This window comes from Rhodococcus sp. AQ5-07, from assembly GCF_009707305.1.
GTDB lineage: Bacteria > Actinomycetota > Actinomycetes > Mycobacteriales > Mycobacteriaceae > Rhodococcus_F > Rhodococcus_F erythropolis.
Genome location: NZ_CP046099.1, coordinates 4,065,261 through 4,081,629, shown reverse-complemented (window position 1 = coordinate 4,081,629; position 16,369 = coordinate 4,065,261). Strand labels below are relative to the sequence as shown.

Genomic DNA, 16,369 nt, shown 5'->3' with positions numbered 1-16,369 from the left:
CCGTTGAGCTGAGACCGATCTTGACGATGCCTTGACGCGATCACCAACAAATCTGTACGGGTTCACAACGGCGGTTCGAGTCGCGGGAAGCCTTGTGACAGCTGATCAATCCAGCGGGCGCGCATGGCGAGAATATCGCGGTTCCGAGACTCCGATTGGGCGGCGACGTGCGAAAGTAGGTCGCGAAGTCGGCCCAGAACGAGTGGTGAGTTCGATGCCGAGGCTATGACGTCGTCCAGTCCGGTTCTGACGAAGGTCGTGAAGTCGGGTAGCGGAATCACCACACGCAGATCACCACGCTCGTCGACGACCCGGATCGAATCTGCGCGCACGGAGGCCACCAGAGAGAGGAGGTCTTCGATCTCGTCCAGAGCCTGCACGGCCGTCGCAGGATCGTTGATAGCGGGTGAGAGCGCTCTGAGCGCGATGTCAGCCAACAACCGAATCGCGAGTAGGGGGTCCTGGGTGAAGGTCCGCTCACTCCCACTGACCAAGGCGTCAAGGATCGTGTTGGCGGGCATGGGTCCGCCGTAGACGTCGGCGAGCGGCAATCCGTCTCGCAGCGTGCTACCCGGCGACACTCGGAGGACCACCATGGATCGGCAGTTCCGAGTGCTCTGCAGGAGATCTTCGACGAGGATCTGTTGCAGAACGGCCGGCGGTCGATGCCACTCGATAGTCGTGATCACCGGAAGTGTTGGTAGAGGGGGCAACTCCCGATCGGTGGTGGGGTACACGGCGGCGAAGACTGCTCGGCCACGACTCGAGATCGAGGTCAGTACAGGAGCCAACTGGATGGCCGAGAATGCGCGCAGCTGGAGCAGCCTGATCAGCGTCAGCGTGGCCAAGAGCGCCAGCACTGCGAGACTTGGCACAACCACGGACACATCCGTTTCGTTGCTGATGGCGAGCGCTGCCGTGATGTCGAAAACCGACTGGCCTATGGCGAAGGCAAACGTCCGCCACACGATGGGGTCGTCGCGGAACAACAACAAGCGAGGAGTGAAGGTGGTCGCGGCCCACTGGACGACAAGGAACAGTAGCGAGAAGATCACTGCGACTACACCCAGTAACCCCAGCCCGAGTGCAACGAGCATCTCGCTGACCTGACGGGCGGGAATCATTGGGCCGCTACGTAAATATGGCATCGCCAGTCCGGCAGCCAGTCCTACGACGACGCACAGGATCTGGGTCAGGCCGGCACGCACACGGCGCCGGGGGACGAGGAAGGCATGCCCGATCGGGGTGGGAGCGAAACGTCCGGGCTGATCCACCCTTCAAGCCTCCACGCTGCGGCAATGGTGCGCCTTCACCCGAAACGGATGATGTCGACGCCGTCGTGATCCTGAAACGCTTGAAAGAGCCATGTGAGAGACAGAAGGCGAGACGTCATGACGGATCCGACAGGCCAGAGCCGCGCTGTACTACCGATTCCGGATCGACAACATCTTGGTCTGGTGACGTACGACGCGAAGGATCCGGACACGGAGTTTCCGCCGATCACTCCGCTACTGCCGCCGGCCGGGGCACCCAATGTTCTGGTGGTCCTGTTGGACGACGTGGGATATGGCGCGAGCAGTGCCTTCGGCGGACCAGCGGACACACCGACTGCTGAGCGATTGCAAAGTAATGGGCTCACGTACACGCGGTTTCACACGACTGCGCTGTGCGCACCGACCCGCGCCGCACTGCTGAGTGGGCGCAACCACCATTCGGTCGGTATGGGCTCGGTCACCGAAACCGCGACCTCGGCTCCTGGACTTTCCGGTCTGCGCCCGAATACCAAAGCCGCACTGCCGATGACGTTGAAACTGAACGGATACTCGACGGCGCAGTTCGGCAAGTGCCACGAGGTACCGCCGTGGCAGACATCCCCGGTGGGGCCGTTCACATCGTGGCCGACGGGAGAAGGCGGATTCGAGCACTTCTACGGATTCATCGGCGGGGAGAACAACCAGTACTACCCGGCGCTGTACGAGGGTGTCGCGCCCGTGGAGGCGGACAAGACACCGGAGGAGGGTTATCACCTCACCGAGGACCTGGCCGATCACGCCATCGACTGGGTTCGGATGCAGAAGTCATTGGCTCCGGACAAGCCGTTCTTCGTCTACTTTGCACCCGGCGCCACACATGCACCGCACCATGTTCCGAAGGAGTGGGCAGACAAGTACGAGGGCCGGTTCGCAGGAGGTTGGGACGCGCAACGCGAATCGATTCTCGAGCAGCAGAAGCAGCGGGGAGTCGTCCCCGCGGATGCGGTCCTCACCCCGCGCCCCGAGGCCATTCCGGCGTGGGAGGACATGAGTGAGGAGATGAAGCCTGTCCTCGAACGCCAAATGGAAGTCTATGCAGGGTTTCTCGAACACACCGATTTCCATGTCGGCCGGCTTGTCGATGCGATCGAGGAACTCGGAGCTCTCGACAACACCCTCGTGTATTACATCATCGGCGACAACGGAGCGTCCGCAGAGGGGACGATCAACGGAGCCTTCAACGAGATGGCCAACTTCAACGGACTCGCCGCCATCGAAACACCCGAGTTCATGGCGGAAGTGAAAGACAAGTTCGGTACCAAGGACGCGTACAACCACTACTCCGTGGGGTGGGCATGGGCAATGTGCACGCCGTACCAGTGGACGAAACAGGTTGCCTCGCATTGGGGTGGCACTCGCAACGGAACGATCGTGCACTGGCCGGCGGGGATTCGGACCAAGGGTGAGACGCGGTCGCAATTCACCCACGTCATCGACGTCGCACCGACGATCCTCGAGGTCGCGAAACTGCCGGAACCGACCTTCGTCAACGGCGTCCAACAATCACCGATCGAGGGGACCAGCATGGTCTACACCTTCGACGACGCCGAAGCCGCCGAACGTCACGATCTGCAGTACTTCGAGATGGCCGGCAATCGCGGTATCTATTACAAGGGTTGGAGTGCGGTCACCAGACACAGCACTCCGTGGCTGTTCGCGGAGGCACTCCCCGCTCTCGACGACGTGTGGGAGCTCTACGACGGGTCGCAGGATTGGACGCAGTCCAAGGATTTGGCGGCCGAGTTGCCGGAGAAACTTGCTGCACTGCAACGCTTGTGGTTGATCGAAGCAGTCAAGTACAACGTGCTTCCGATCGACGACCGAAGATTCGAGCGGTTCAACCCTCACATCGCGGGGCGTCCGCAGTTGGTGTCCGGGAACCGACAGGTTCTGTTTCCCGGAATGAAACGGCTGAGCGAGCACAGCGTGCTGAGTATCAAGAACCGATCGTTCAGTGTCACAGCAGCAGTCGACATCGCGGATGGCATTACCGCCAACGGTGTGATGATCGCGCAGGGAGGCAGGTTCGGCGGCTGGGCACTTTACGCGCGGGAAGGTCGCGCCAAATTCGTCTACAACCTGCTCGGCATGACCGAGTTCGTCGTCGGGTCCGACGTTGACATTCCGGCAGGATCACATCAGATCAGAGTTGAGTTCGCCTACGACGGCGGTGGTCTCGCGAGGGGCGGCGCTGTCACGATCTATCATGACGGTCGCGAAGTGGGCTCGGGTCGCGTCGAGCAGACCCAACCGATGGTCTTCTCCGCGGACGAGACCACCGACATCGGTGACGATTACGGCATGCCTGTCAGTGTCGACTACAGTGGCGCAACCACATTCAACGGCCGTATCGAGGTAGTGCAGATCGACGTCGGCGACGATGACCATACCCACCTGATCGACCCGGAGGAGGTGGCGCGAGTGGCGTTGTCCAGACAGTGATTCCACTGACAAGAGCAGCAGTCACAATCTCCTGAGGGAGGGTCGCAATGCCGACCGTCATCCGTACTGTTCACGATCTGGTCCGCCACGCGCGCGGGCCGACGCACCATCACCACCATCAATCCGTGCATGAGGCACGGCGAATGCGCGCCCACCACATACTGGTCACGCATTCGCTCGCCTGATTTCGGGGCTACAGGTCGCGCGCCAGTGCTCGTCCGGCTGCGCGGCCGGAGAAGATGCAGCCACCGAGGAAGGTCCCTTCGAGCGCGCTGTAACCGTGGACTCCGCCGCCGCCGAAGCCCGCGACCTCACCGGCTGCGTACAGGCCGTCGAAGACACTGCCGTCGGCCTTGATGACCTGTGAATCCAGGTTGGTTTCCAAGCCGCCGAGGGTCTTGCGGGTGAGCAGGTGCAACCGGACCGCGATCAGTGGGCCGTTCTTGGGGTCCAGGATCTTGTGCGGTGCAACGACGCGCACGATCTTGTCTGCCAACAGATTACGAGCACCGTGGATGGCGGTGACCTGGAAGTCCTTGCTGTACTTGTTGTCGACTTCGCGGTCGCGGGCGATCATCTCGCGCTCGATGTCCTCGTAGTCGAGGAGCGGTTCGTCGGTGAGGGCGTTCATGCCGTCGACCAGATCACGAAGGTTGTTGCGCACCACGAAGTCTGCGCCCTTCTGCTTGAATGCCTCGACCGGTCCCGGCGCGCCCTTCTTGATTCGTTCGAGGAGGAGCTTGAAGTCGCGGTTGGTGAAGTCCGGGTTCTGTTCCGATCCCGAGAGTGCGAACTCCTTCTCGATGATCTTCTGGTCGAGGATGAACCACGTGTACTCGTGGCCGCTGTCGAGGATGTACTTGAAAGTTCCCATCGTGTCGAAGCCGGGGAAGTTGGGGACGGGCAGACGCTTGCCGGTGGCGTCGAACCACATCGAGGACGGTCCGGGGATGATTCGGATTCCGTGGTTGGGCCAGATGGGATTCCAGTTCTGGATGCCTTCGGTGTAGTGCCACATGCGGTCGCGGTTCACGATGTTTCCGCCCGCGGATTCGGTGATTTCGAGCATCCGTCCGTCGACGTGTGCAGGTACTCCCGTCAGCATGTGCTTCGGTGCCTTGCCGAGTCGCTCGGGCCAGTTCTTCTTCACCAGTTCGTAGTTGCCGCCGATTCCACCGGAGGTGACCACGACTGCCTGTGCGGCGAACTCGAATTCGCCGATGGGGGTGCGCGAACTCTTCACGCCGCGTAGATCACTGGAAGGTTCGAGGACGGTTCCGCGTACACCGGTGACCGCACCATCGGTGACGACGAGTTGATCGACTTGGTGGCGGTGCTTGAACGTGACCAGTCCGCGCTTCTGGGCGGCGATCACCTTGGTCAGGAAGACATCGACCACGCCGGGGCCGGTTCCCCAGGTGAGGTGGAATCGCGGTACCGAATTGCCGTGTCCAAGAGCCATTCCGCGGCCGCGTTCGGCCCAACCGACATTCGGCATCAGACGAAGCCCCAGGTCGTGCAGGTACTGACGCTTGTCGCCGGCCGCGAACTCGACGTACGCCTTGGCCCACTGGCGAGGCCAGTGATCTTCGCGCTCACGGTCGAATCCGGCAGTGCCCATCCAGTCCTGCATTGCCAACTCGAGAGAGTCCTTGATGCCGAGTCGGCGTTGCTCGGGGCTGTTCACGAGGAAGAGTCCGCCGAGCGACCAGAATGCCTGCGCGCCGAGGTTGGCTGCGTTCTCCTGTTCCACGACAAGGACTTTGCGGCCGGCGCGTGTCAGTTCGTAGGTGGCGACCAGTCCCGCCAGCCCTGCCCCGACAACGATGACGTCAGCTTGTTCGCTCACGACAGCTCCTCTTCCGATTGGTTGTTCTGGATTATTTCGCTGTAGGACAGCAGGATTCGAGTGAAGATATCGCGGCGCAGTGCGAAGGCGGCGTTGGTGTCGGTGTCGACGAGACACTGCACGCTGGTGCCGTCGTGCACTGCGACCAATGCCCGTCCCAACGCAGTCGGGTCGCCGACGATTGTTCGCCCGACGTCGCTGAGTGCGGACTCCACAATGGGCAACAGGGTGCGAAGGATCGCGTCTTCACGGTCGGCAAGGGCTTTGCGAAGTGCCGGGTTGCGGAGCGCGTGAGCGGTGAATTCCGCGTTGATCCGGTACCACTGCGGGTCGACCGGAACCACCGCCACGATCCGGGCGACAGCGGCATGGATGTCGACGGTGTTACCGGCGGTTATCGACTCCGTCGCCAACCGCAGATCGGCGAGCATAGCTGCAGATCGTTGCTCCCACATCGCGAAGAACAGTTCGTCGAGTGAATCGAAGTTGGAGTAGAACGCGCCTCGGGAGTAACCGCCGCGTTCGCAGATCTGCTCGACCGTGGCGTGCCCGAACCCCGATTCAGAGAAGGCGTCCGCAGCCGCGTCGAGCAGGCGCTGCCTGGTTTGACCACGGCGTTTGGTGACACGCTTGGCCGGCGAGTTGTCCGTTCCAGTCGTCATCGGCGCCTCCGTCGGGGTGGAACCCAAACGATACACCGATGTATCCGATGCGAAGACGTATCTCGATTAGATCTTCTTGGCAGGTGTTTCTATCTATATCTAGCAAATATGCAAGATAGGAAGATATTTGTATGACGACAGCTACAAGTGCAGATCACGCTTCCTGATCGCCGCAGTGGCGACGACGCTGATCGCCGAGGTGGCCACGAGATATCCACATGCCAGCCACGGTGAACCGCCACTGGCGCCGATCAGTGCCGTCAGAATCAGAGGTGTGACGCCGGAGGCGTAGATACCAGAGAACTGGTAGACGACCGACAACCCGGTGTACCGGATTTCTGTGGGGTAGAGGCTCGCATACAGCGTTCCCTGGGCGCCGTAGAACAAGGCATGAATCACTCCGAAGACCACGACCATCGCGACTCCGAAGAGCAGGAGATTCTCGGTACCGAACAGTGCGAAGGCGGGGAAGATCGCGAGGCCGTACGCGGCGATGCCCACGATGTAGACCCGTTGCGGGCCGAACCGATCAGTGAGTAAACCGGAAAACGGCAGCAAGATCGCCATCACTACTGCGGCCACGGTGACCACAAGAAGTACGGGAACCTTTTCGAAATGCAGAGTCTTGGTTGCATACGTGATTGCAAAGACGCCCCAGGTGTTGAACGCGGCGCCCTCGCCCCAGCGAGACAACATGCCCAGTACGGTGTTTCGCGCGGCTTTTCCTTGAAAGACTTCCCTGAGCGGGGCGGACGAGCGCTGTTCGAGGTCGCGAACGGCCTGAAAGGCGGGCGTCTCGTCCACCTTCAAGCGGACCACCAACCCCACGATCACGAGCACCAGGCTCAGGACGAAGGCGATGCTCCAGCCGAAACGGAGAAACTGGTCGTCGTCGAAGACTGTTTGAAGCAGCGCGAACATTCCTGTGCCCAATGCCAACCCGAGAGCCAATCCGATCTGCGGGATGCTGCCGAACAGTCCACGCTTCTTCTCCGGACTGTGTTCGACTGCCAAGAGAACAGCTCCGGCCCACTCGCCACCGAGAGCGAATCCCTGCAGGATACGAAGCAGCAGAAGCAGAATCGGTGCAACGACTCCGATCTGAGCGGCGGTCGGAAGAACGCCCATCAGCGCCGTCGCGATACCCATGATGAACATCGTGAGAGCAAGCGTCTTCTTGCGCCCGATGCGATCGCCGATGTGACCGAACACCACTCCACCGATGGGGCGAACGAGAAAGCCGACTGCGAAGGTCGCAAAAGAGAGCATGGTCCCGACGAACGAACTCTGGTTCGGGAAGAACAGTTGGTTGAAGACCAGACTCGCTGCCGTTGCATAGAGGAAGAAGTCGTACCACTCGACCGTCGTGCCGAGCAGGCTCGCGGCGACGACGGTTCTCAATCTGGATCGCCGCTCGTCGTCGGTCTCGTTCGAGAACGGTGAATTGTGCTCGACTTCGGCAAACGTGGTCATCGGAGCCCCCGGGTCGCGGTGCAAATTCACGAAGGTATCGCCGGCGCCGAAAGTGGGCACCCCTAGCGATCAGGGTGATTTCAACCCTGTTCTTCGAGGTGGACTGTGGTTGTAATGACAGAAGAGTTCTGCCTGTACGTCGACGAAAGGAATCACCGTGTCACTGCGCTTCCACTGGTTCTTGCCTACTTACGGTGATTCCCGGAATCTGATGGCGGGTGGGCACGGCAGCTCGATGTCCGGTGATCGTCCGGCGACGCTGAAATACCTCAATCAGATCGGCGCGGCCGCCGAGACGAACGGCTTCGAAGCCGTCCTCACGCCCACCGGCGCGTGGTGCGAAGACGCATGGCTGACGACGGCGATGATGCTCGAGACCACCGAGACACTCAAGTTTCTGGTTGCTCTGCGCCCGGGATTGCTCAGCCCCACGCTTGCCGCTCAGATGGCCGCAACCTTCCAATGGCAGTCGGGCGGTCGTCTGCTGCTCAACGTCGTGACCGGCGGGGAGGACCACGAGCAGCGCACGTTCGGTGACTTCCTCGACAAGAACCAACGGTACGCACGATGCGGCGAGTTCCTCGACGTGATCCGCCAGTTGTGGTCCGGTAACGGTCCGGTTGATTTCTCCGGCGAGTACGTCAACGTGGAAAAAGCTACGCTGCAGCGTATTCCGGATCCGGTACCGCCCATCTTCTTCGGCGGATCCTCGCCGGCGGCCGGCACCGTCGCATCGCGCTACGCGGATACCTACCTCACCTGGGGTGAGACGCCGTCCGCTGTCGCCGCCAAGATCGCCTGGATCCGCGACCTCGCGGAAGTCCAAGGTCGTCACCTCGACTACGGAATCCGTTTGCACGTCATCAGCCGGGACACCTCGGAACAGGCATGGGCAGAAGCGGATCGGCTGCTCAGTGCGCTCGATCCGGCGACCGTCGAGCAGGCTCAGGCGAGTCTTGCGCGATCCGGCTCCGAAGGTCAGCGTCGGATGCTCGAATTGCACGGCGGTGGTTCGGCTTACAAGGAGGGCATCGGAGCGCGGTCGCTGGAGATTGCGCCGAACCTGTGGACCGGCGTCGGATTGGTGCGAGGGGGAGCAGGTACCGCATTGGTCGGTTCGCACCAAGAAGTGGCTGATCGGATTGCCGAGTACGCGGCGATCGGACTGGATCACTTCGTATTGTCGGGCTATCCGCATCTCGAAGAGGCGTATCAGTTCGGTGAGGGTGTGCGTCCGATCCTCGAAAAGCGTGGATTGGTAGCACCGCACGGTTCGGTCGGCGGACCGGTGCGAACGCCCTTCGTCTCCAGTGGGAACTGAGTCGAAAAGCTAGCTCTTCGAGAAGGGGACGTTTGTCCCGATCTTTCGGGCATGCCCTCCCGGCGGGGCAATTGGGCCATTTCGGGCGCTAGATCCGATCTAGGCTGCGCACTGTTGCCGAACTCAAGGCGCAGTACGAAAGGATCCTCGATGAAGCTGGGCACGAGTGGAGTACGTCGCGTAGTGGGAACCGTGGCAGTCGCCGCTGCAACCGCGGCAGGCGTCGCGATGGTCAATCCTGCGACTGCGTCGGCCGAGGTGGTCCCCCCGGTCGTCTCGTACAAGGTGACCGGAAACGATCTGGCGCTGACGATCACGAACAACAACACCGGAATTGCCCCGTTGTGCCAGGCGTTTGTCGTCAACGCCGCGGATTCTGCTGCTGTGCTTGATGATCCGCTGAAACTGCTTGATCCGAACCTTGTGGTGTACCCCAAGATCACCGATCCGGCCTCGCTGTTCGACGTGGGCAAGGGGCAGACGGTCACCGATACCGTGACCGATGTTCCGGACGGAACCTACGCCGTGCTCGGTGCCTGCTCCGATCTTCTCGATCTCGAGACGTTGGGTAAGCTCGTTCCTGGCGTGCCGAGCCTCGTTGTCATCGGTGGACCGTTCAGCGGCATCAATACCGGAAGCCTGAGCGACCTGTTCGGTAGCGGCAGCCTCGAAGGGCTTTTCGGGTAGCTCGCTGCCTGTCTCCCCAATTTTCCGACTGAGCGGTCTATTCTTCATGCATCTGGTGATCTGACCGACTTGCCTGGAGGTTCGGAAATGCGAAGTCGTGGATTCAAACGCGCTCTCGGAAGCGTTGTCGCGGCGTCCGCCGCCGTCGTGGGACTGGTTGTCATGACTCCGGCGACGGCGTCGGCAGCACCGGCGATTCTTCCGCCTCCGGTATCGGTGAGCGCAGCGGACAATGCGATCACCTTCACCATCACCAACCCGAACCCGCGGTTCAGCTTCATCAACTGCACGGTGGCGATCCTCAATGCCAGGGATGTCCCCGACGTGATTCGCGATCCGGCAAAGCTGCTCCAGCCTGGCGTGTTGGTGTACCCGACCGTCAGTAACATCCTCGATCTGTTTGCCGTTTCGCCTGGGCAGACGATCACGCGGACCGTCGGTAATCTGCCGGCCGGGGTTTACGCCGTTGCGGGAGCATGCGTTCGACTGCTCGATCCGACCAACCCCACTATCGCGATTCCGCAGGCAGTTGTGGTCGGCGGCTGGTTCGAGGGCGCGGGAACCGGAAGTCTCTCAGGATCTTTGGAGGATCTGGGATACAACACGGTTCAGGACTTGATCGACGCGTGGAATCGGATCAGCTCGGGAAGCAGCGGCGGTAGCTTTCAGTTCGAGTACCAAGGTGGCTCGGATTTCGAGGTAGTGGGTCCCACGTCGTAGTAGGTGCAACTCACTTGCGTGCACGATGACGCCGCACCGCGTCGCGGTTCGCGCACGTGGGGGAGCAGTACCGCTGATTGCCGTTGCGGGAGGTGTCCGCGTAGATGTTGGTGCACTCGTCCAGGGTGCATCGACCTAATCGGTGCATGCCGCGGCCGACGAGGTGTAGCGCCGTGCCTACCGAGAAGAGTGCCTTGAGGACCTCGGCGAGCGACTGTTGGGGATCGCGGTAGTGCAGATGCCAGCCGTCGTTCGCGTGGTTGGTCATGCGCGGATACGCCGACGCTTGCTCGAGCATGACGTTCACCAGTTCGGCGCGGGCTGCCTCCTCCGTGACGTCGACGATTTTCGACCACTCGATCAGAAGGTCGAGGGTCTCGTCGAGGTCCTTCTCGGCGATGGGGAAATCGAGAATGATGCCTGCATCGACGCAGCGTTCGACGAGTTCGGCCAAGGTCTCGGGATTCCGATTGGCCAGGTCGGCGGCCAGCGTCACCGCATATTCGCCGTAAGGGTTGAGATGCACAATGCCATTACATCATGCTCGTTGCATGAAGAAAACAGAGATCACGCCGATCGGTTGCATCCATCGCTGGGAGGTCGAATCCCGGCACCGAACCAGCGAGGGGACGGTCACCTACCTGCGCTGCCATTGTGGGTCGTGGCAGACCTTGCTCGCCGAGTGGATGTCGGGTGGGGCAGCCTCGGCCGTCGCCGCACCGATAAAGGTCAGGTCCAGGTAATGATCAGCTAATCGTTCCGTTTTACCTCCGGCGACATGGAACGTGTTCTAGATTCAGGGTTATCTGCCTCGATGTCGCGGCGCGGACTCTGAAAGGAAAGACAATGCAGTTCAATCTTGCTGACATATTCGAGACCGTTGCCGGCTCAGTCCCTGATCGCGTTGCATTGACTTACGAGGGAGAGAACTTCTCCTACTCTCAGTTGGACGCGGAGGCTAACCGAACGGCCAACCTGTTCGCGAAAGCCGGCATCTCGAGCGGCGATCATGTAGCCCTGTTCCTGAAGAACAGCGTCGAACATGTCACGTCGATCCTAGGGTTGATCAAGATCCGTGCGGTCCCGATCAACGTGAACTACCGGTACACACCCGCGGAGCTCGAGTACATCTTCACCAACTCCGACTCGGTCGCGGTGGTCGTGGAACTCCCCGAGCATCAGCGTGTCCTTGCTTCCCTCTTCGGTGCATGCCCGAAGGTGAAGACGGTGATCGTGATCGGCGAGATCGACGCCGAACTGGTCGCAGCAGCAAAAGCGCATGAAGTTTCCGTGGTTTCGTTCGACGACGCCCGTGAACAGTCGCCAGTGGGGGAGTTCGACGCTCGTTCTGGCGACGACGTGTACCTCCTCTACACCGGCGGGACCACCGGATACCCGAAGGGCGTCATGTGGCGTCATGACGACTTCTTCCGTAAGCCGCTCTCCGGCGGCAATCCGTACGGTGAGGGAGCGCGGCAGGACCTCGCCGAGATTGCCAGTGCTGCAAAGGAATTTCCGGAACTCTCGTTCCTCATTGCTGCCCCGCTGATGCATGGCGCCGCGTTGTACTCGCTGTTCACCTTCCTCACCCTCGGTGCGCGAGTTGTTCTACGACGCGAGTTCGACGCGGAGAAGGTCGTCGAAGCGATCGAGAAGGATTCGGTACAGGTGATCTTGATCGTCGGCGACGGCATGGGACTGCCGTTGGTCGACGAGATGGAACGACGCAAAGACGAGGTCGATTTCAGCACCCTGTTCTCGATCACCTCGGGTGGCGCGATCTGGTCCACCAGCGTGCGGGATCGCATGCTGGCGGTGAAGCCGGACCTGCTGCTGCGGGACAACTTCGGAGCCTCCGAGTCCGGTAACGACGGCGCCTTCTCCATCGACGAGGCGGGCAATCTGCGAATGCCGCCCTCGCCGAACATGATTCTGGTCGACGAGCGCCTCGAAGAGATTCCAGCGGGCTCCGACGACGTGGGCTACATCGCGCGCATCGGAAACGTCCCGCTCGGGTACTACAAGGACGAAGAGAAGACCGCCCGCACGTTCCCGACCCGCGCCGACGGCACCCGCCTTTCGGTGCTCGGCGACATGGGCAAGGTGGAAGCAGACGGCACCATTGTCTTCCTGGGGCGTGGCTCGCAGTGCATCAACACCGGTGGCGAGAAGGTCTTCGCCGAAGAGGTCGAGGCTGCCCTTCACGCACATCCGGCGATCTCCGACGCGCTCGTTGTTCCCGCACCCGATGCGCGCATGGGGCAGCAGGTCGCAGCGGTGATCGCGACCTACCCCGGAGCCGACGAGCTGACTCTCGAAGCGGTACAGGAACATTGCCGCAAGACGTTGGCCGGATACAAGGTGCCGCGCACGATCGTGCTTGTCGATGAAGTCAAGCGAACCCCGGCCGGTAAGGCGGACTACCGCTGGGCGACGACACTGGCATCGACCTAGCAACGTGGAATGGGCGACGACGATCTTTCACACGGATTTCACCACGACATAAGAGACATACCGGAAAGATGGTGCAGAGTAAGTCGTTCGCGCCTTGCGTCGTCACTCCACGAAAGGGCCTTGTCTCATGCTCATCATCGGAATACTCCTGTTCGGGATCGTCATCGGAGCGGGAGCCCAGCTGATTCTGGGGAAAACGACCGCACGAGTGGACTGGACCTTCGCGTTCATCGCGGGAATCGGTGGTTCGCTGGTCGGCGGATTGCTCGTGAGTTTGATTGCAGGCGACGGATTATCATTGCGCCCGAGCGGCATCCTCGGGTCCCTTGCCGGCGCTGTCATCATCACCGCGGGGTGGCAGTGGTACCGCGGGAGGAACGCAACTACAACTACGCGTCCGTCTGATCGCTGATTTCCACAGTTCCGTCAGGGGACGGAGAGCGTCGACATATGAACGAACTACTCGATGAAGTCCTCACCGCACATGGCGGAGTCGAACATTGGCAGTCCGTTTCAGCGATCACGGCACGGGGACGTTTGGGCGGTCTGCTGCCTCCGCGCTTCCCAGGCAACAAGTTGGCGAAGTTCACGGTCGAGGTTGAAGTCGCCGAGCAACGCACTGTCCTCCAAGACTTTCCGCGTGTCGGCGAGTGCGCTGTGTTCGACAAGGGCGTCGTGCGGATCGAAACTCGTGACGGCGAAGAACTCGGGAGTCGAACCGACCCACGTCCAGAGTTTTTCGGGATGAGCGGACTCCGGCGCAACCTCCACTGGGACGCACTCGACACCGCTTACTTCGCCGGCTACGCCTTTTGGAACTATCTGACGGCACCGCTGCTGCTCGCCCGCGACGACATCACTGTCACCGAAGCCGAACCTTGGCAGGAATCCGGGCAGCAATGGCGACGACTTCAGGCAACGTTCGCGCCGGCGATCGAGACCCATTGCCGGCAGCAGACCTTCTATGTCGACAACGGTGGCCTCATCCGCCGTCACGACTTCGTCGCCGAACCGGTAGGCAGCTGGGCGAAAGCTGCTCTCTACTGCGACCAGCATCGCGAGTTCGACGGTCTCACCTTTCCCACTCGACGACGGGTGCTCCCGAGAGGGCCAGGCGGCCGCGTTCTCTCGCGCCCGACGCTCCTGGCGCTCGACTTCGACGACATCGAGATCAAGCGATGAAGATCAGTTCTCGGTTACCTGTTGTCGAGTGTGAACAAACGGAACACGGTCCGCATGCACAGAACGACGCCGACGAAGCCCAGTACAGCACTCACGAGTGCGTAGGCCGACAGCTGAGGTGTGAGTTGTGGTCCGCCAGGTACGAACAGAAGGATCGCGGCGACAATCAGCGCGGTCACTCCCGCCGCCATACCCAGGGCGTTGTTCGCCGACCGTCGTAGCCATCGCCTGTCGTCGGGGTGTGCGACCGAGCGTGTGCGAAGTGTGAAGCTTCCCGATGCGATCGAGGTCGCGATCTGGTCGAGCTGACCAGGCAGGCGCCTGACCACCGCGGTTGTGACCGCCGTCGTCGACAGGATTGCCTGCGCGGCTGCAGTCGGGCTGGCGACCTGGGTCAACAGTCGGGGTACTTCGGCCCGAACAGCAGCGACGAGGTCGATCTGCGGATCCAGGAGCCGGAGGGCGCGCTCCAAAGACGCGAGCGAACGGAAAGCGGCGGCAACGTCTCCCGGCACTCCGATTCGGTGTTCTCGAAGCACGGTGAACATTCTCGCGAACGATGCCATGGAAACATTGGGTTGGACACTGAGCAGGGTGATCTCTCGGCCCACCTGGTGACGTAGTGCTCCGCGATCAACTTCGGGCGGTACGTCGAATGCCATCATCATGGCGTCGACTGTCGCCACCGGATCACCTGCGAGGGCAGCGTTGAGGAGCACTGCGAACAAGATCCGTGTCTCGCCGTCCAGAACCCCTACTGCGCCGAAGTCGAGGAGCCCGACCCGGCCGTCATCGAGGATCATGATGTTGCCGGGGTGCAGGTCCGCGTGAAACACCCCGTGGACAAAGATCCCGTCGAGCAACGACGCAAGAAGTTCGTTGGCGACGCTGCTGCGGGTGTCGCGGTCGAGGCCGGTGAGCGCGGCCTCACCGTCGGAGAGCGGTGTGCCGTGAAGCCGTTCCATCACGAGCACCCGTCCACTACTGAGGTTGGGGTAGATGTGCGGAACGACGATATCCGGGCGGTTCGACATGGTGGAAGAAATCGCGCCGGTATTCGCTGATTCGGTGCGGTAGTCGAGTTCCTCGAGTAGTGACGTGACGAGGCCCCCGGCGAGTCGATGAACTCCGATATCGCGTGCCCAGGGAAAACGGGTCTCCGCGAGCGCCGAAACGCGAAGGAAGATATCGCAATCCACGCTCACTTGTGCGCTCGCCTCGGGACGTTGAACCTTCACCACAACGTCGACGCCTTCAACGGTGCGCGCGGAATGTACCTGTGCGACAGAGGCGGCGGCGAACGGCTCCACATCGAACGACGCGAACACCGACTCTGGTGCGTCGCCGAGTTCCGATGCCAGTAGCTCCGCGATACGGTCGGGATCAGCCGGGCGTGCCGAACTTTGCAGAGAAGAGAGGGTGTGAGCCAACTCGGGTGGTATGAGGTCGTCTCGCGTGCCGAGGATCTGTCCCAACTTGACGAAAGTGACACCGCACCGGTTGATTACTTCTACCAGTGCGTCCCCGAACTGAGGCGCTGACGGCCCAGCACGGAGAGCGGGCCCGCCTCCCGCTCGCACGACGATGCCCATGATCTGGACGTACCGCTTCGTTCGGCGCCACGATTTTCGGCTGCGCCGCAATGCTTCCGACGGACCTGGTAGGGATCCTGTAGGAACCACGACTTCGAGGAAAACCAATGCGGCCAGGCATGCTGCGAACACCCATAGCGCGACAACTCCGAAGAATATGAGTGCTGTTCCCACGCTCACCAAAAGTTGATCGTCCTGGCTGGCAATTCCTGCGAATGTCGCGGCGTAGCCAGACAGGGGGACACCCACCGAGAGCGCTATCACCGCGACCAGAAGTGTTCGTGGCCATCCGACTCTCGTCCCCAGCGTTCGTCGCATCACACCCGCCAGTGCTGCCGCAAGAAATGGCGTCGTGACGATCCAGACCATCAAGTCCATTGCGATAGCGTACGGGTTCGCGATCTGCGATACATCCAGGAAAACCCCGAGCCCACCCCGACTGACGGGTAACAAGCCCGACAGTGCCCAAGCGTCGAACATGCTTGGGCACTTCGGTGTTCATTCGCTCCGATGGCGACTCGTCCTGATCGACCGTCCAAAACTGCGTTCACTGACCATCCGCGAGGCCGAACTACGAATCATGCTCGTCAGCGAGGTCCCGGCCCCCTTCGCGCGGAGCTGTACAGCCGAAGAACAGGCTGCGATGGACGCCGAGCAGAAGTGGGACCGAGTGG

Annotated in this window: 14 protein-coding genes; 8 read left to right on the top strand and 6 right to left on the bottom strand. The window is 61.4% G+C overall.

The features are described 5' to 3' along the window. Nucleotides 1-62: 62 nt before the first annotated feature. Nucleotides 63-1,274: a DUF2254 family protein gene (locus GJB56_RS18980; protein WP_019745558.1), complete on the bottom strand. Its 1,212-nt coding sequence runs from the start codon at nt 1,272-1,274 to the stop codon at nt 63-65. A gap of 117 nt (nt 1,275-1,391) precedes the next feature. On the opposite strand from GJB56_RS18980, the gene GJB56_RS18975 reads away from it, so the two are divergent. Beyond that, nucleotides 1,392-3,755, top strand: coding sequence for an arylsulfatase (locus GJB56_RS18975; RefSeq protein ID WP_113682636.1), 2,364 nt, complete (start codon nt 1,392-1,394; stop codon nt 3,753-3,755). Nucleotides 3,756-3,948: 193 nt separating this feature from the next. Here GJB56_RS18975 and GJB56_RS18970 read toward each other — a convergent pair whose 3' ends face one another. The 3 genes from GJB56_RS18970 to GJB56_RS18960 form a co-directional block, all read right to left on the bottom strand. Then, nucleotides 3,949-5,604 carry an FAD-binding dehydrogenase gene (locus tag GJB56_RS18970; RefSeq protein ID WP_019745556.1) on the bottom strand — a complete coding sequence of 552 codons (1,656 nt, stop codon included), beginning with the start codon at nt 5,602-5,604 and terminating at the stop codon, nt 3,949-3,951. Next, nucleotides 5,601-6,266 (bottom strand): TetR/AcrR family transcriptional regulator, encoded by a 666-nt coding sequence (locus GJB56_RS18965; protein ID WP_029537099.1) that lies wholly within the window; start codon nt 6,264-6,266, stop codon nt 5,601-5,603. Before GJB56_RS18965 ends, GJB56_RS18970 begins: the two co-directional genes overlap by 4 nt. A gap of 141 nt (nt 6,267-6,407) precedes the next feature. Further along, a complete protein-coding gene (locus GJB56_RS18960; RefSeq protein WP_113682883.1) occupies nt 6,408-7,739 on the bottom strand; it encodes an MFS transporter in 1,332 nt (443 codons plus the stop codon). Between the two features lie 157 nt (nt 7,740-7,896). Between GJB56_RS18960 and GJB56_RS18955 the strand changes: the two genes are divergently transcribed. From GJB56_RS18955 to GJB56_RS18945, 3 genes are all read left to right on the top strand, one after another. Continuing rightward, nucleotides 7,897-9,060 (top strand): LLM class flavin-dependent oxidoreductase, encoded by a 1,164-nt coding sequence (locus tag GJB56_RS18955; protein ID WP_019745553.1) that lies wholly within the window; start codon nt 7,897-7,899, stop codon nt 9,058-9,060. 150 nt (nt 9,061-9,210) lie between these two features. Continuing rightward, a complete protein-coding gene (locus tag GJB56_RS18950) occupies nt 9,211-9,747 on the top strand; it encodes a hypothetical protein (RefSeq protein WP_230091013.1) in 537 nt (178 codons plus the stop codon). Nucleotides 9,748-9,834: 87 nt separating this feature from the next. Continuing rightward, nucleotides 9,835-10,467, top strand: a complete 633-nt coding sequence (locus GJB56_RS18945; protein ID WP_113682634.1) for a hypothetical protein — start codon at nt 9,835-9,837, stop codon at nt 10,465-10,467. Between the two features lie 10 nt (nt 10,468-10,477). On the opposite strand, the gene GJB56_RS18940 is transcribed toward GJB56_RS18945, so the two are convergent. Further along, nucleotides 10,478-10,993, bottom strand: a complete 516-nt coding sequence (locus GJB56_RS18940) for a CGNR zinc finger domain-containing protein (RefSeq protein ID WP_003940315.1) — start codon at nt 10,991-10,993, stop codon at nt 10,478-10,480. 25 nt (nt 10,994-11,018) lie between these two features. On the opposite strand from GJB56_RS18940, the gene GJB56_RS18935 reads away from it, so the two are divergent. The 4 genes from GJB56_RS18935 (at nt 11,019) to GJB56_RS18920 (ending at nt 14,103) form a co-directional block, all read left to right on the top strand. Next, on the top strand, nt 11,019-11,210 hold the full coding sequence (locus GJB56_RS18935) for a hypothetical protein (RefSeq protein ID WP_021331840.1): 192 nt from the start codon (nt 11,019-11,021) through the stop codon (nt 11,208-11,210). A 103-nt stretch (nt 11,211-11,313) separates the two neighbouring features. Then, entirely contained in the window at nt 11,314-12,921 is a 1,608-nt protein-coding gene (locus GJB56_RS18930) for an AMP-binding protein (protein ID WP_021331841.1), read from the top strand. A gap of 127 nt (nt 12,922-13,048) precedes the next feature. Further along, nucleotides 13,049-13,333: a hypothetical protein gene (locus tag GJB56_RS18925; RefSeq protein WP_003939785.1), complete on the top strand. Its 285-nt coding sequence runs from the start codon at nt 13,049-13,051 to the stop codon at nt 13,331-13,333. Between the two features lie 38 nt (nt 13,334-13,371). Next, nucleotides 13,372-14,103 carry a hypothetical protein gene (locus GJB56_RS18920; protein WP_021331842.1) on the top strand — a complete coding sequence of 244 codons (732 nt, stop codon included), beginning with the start codon at nt 13,372-13,374 and terminating at the stop codon, nt 14,101-14,103. 14 nt (nt 14,104-14,117) lie between these two features. Here GJB56_RS18920 and GJB56_RS18915 read toward each other — a convergent pair whose 3' ends face one another. After that, nucleotides 14,118-16,073 (bottom strand): ABC1 kinase family protein, encoded by a 1,956-nt coding sequence (locus tag GJB56_RS18915; RefSeq protein WP_230091012.1) that lies wholly within the window; start codon nt 16,071-16,073, stop codon nt 14,118-14,120. Between the last annotated feature and the right edge of the window lie 296 nt (nt 16,074-16,369).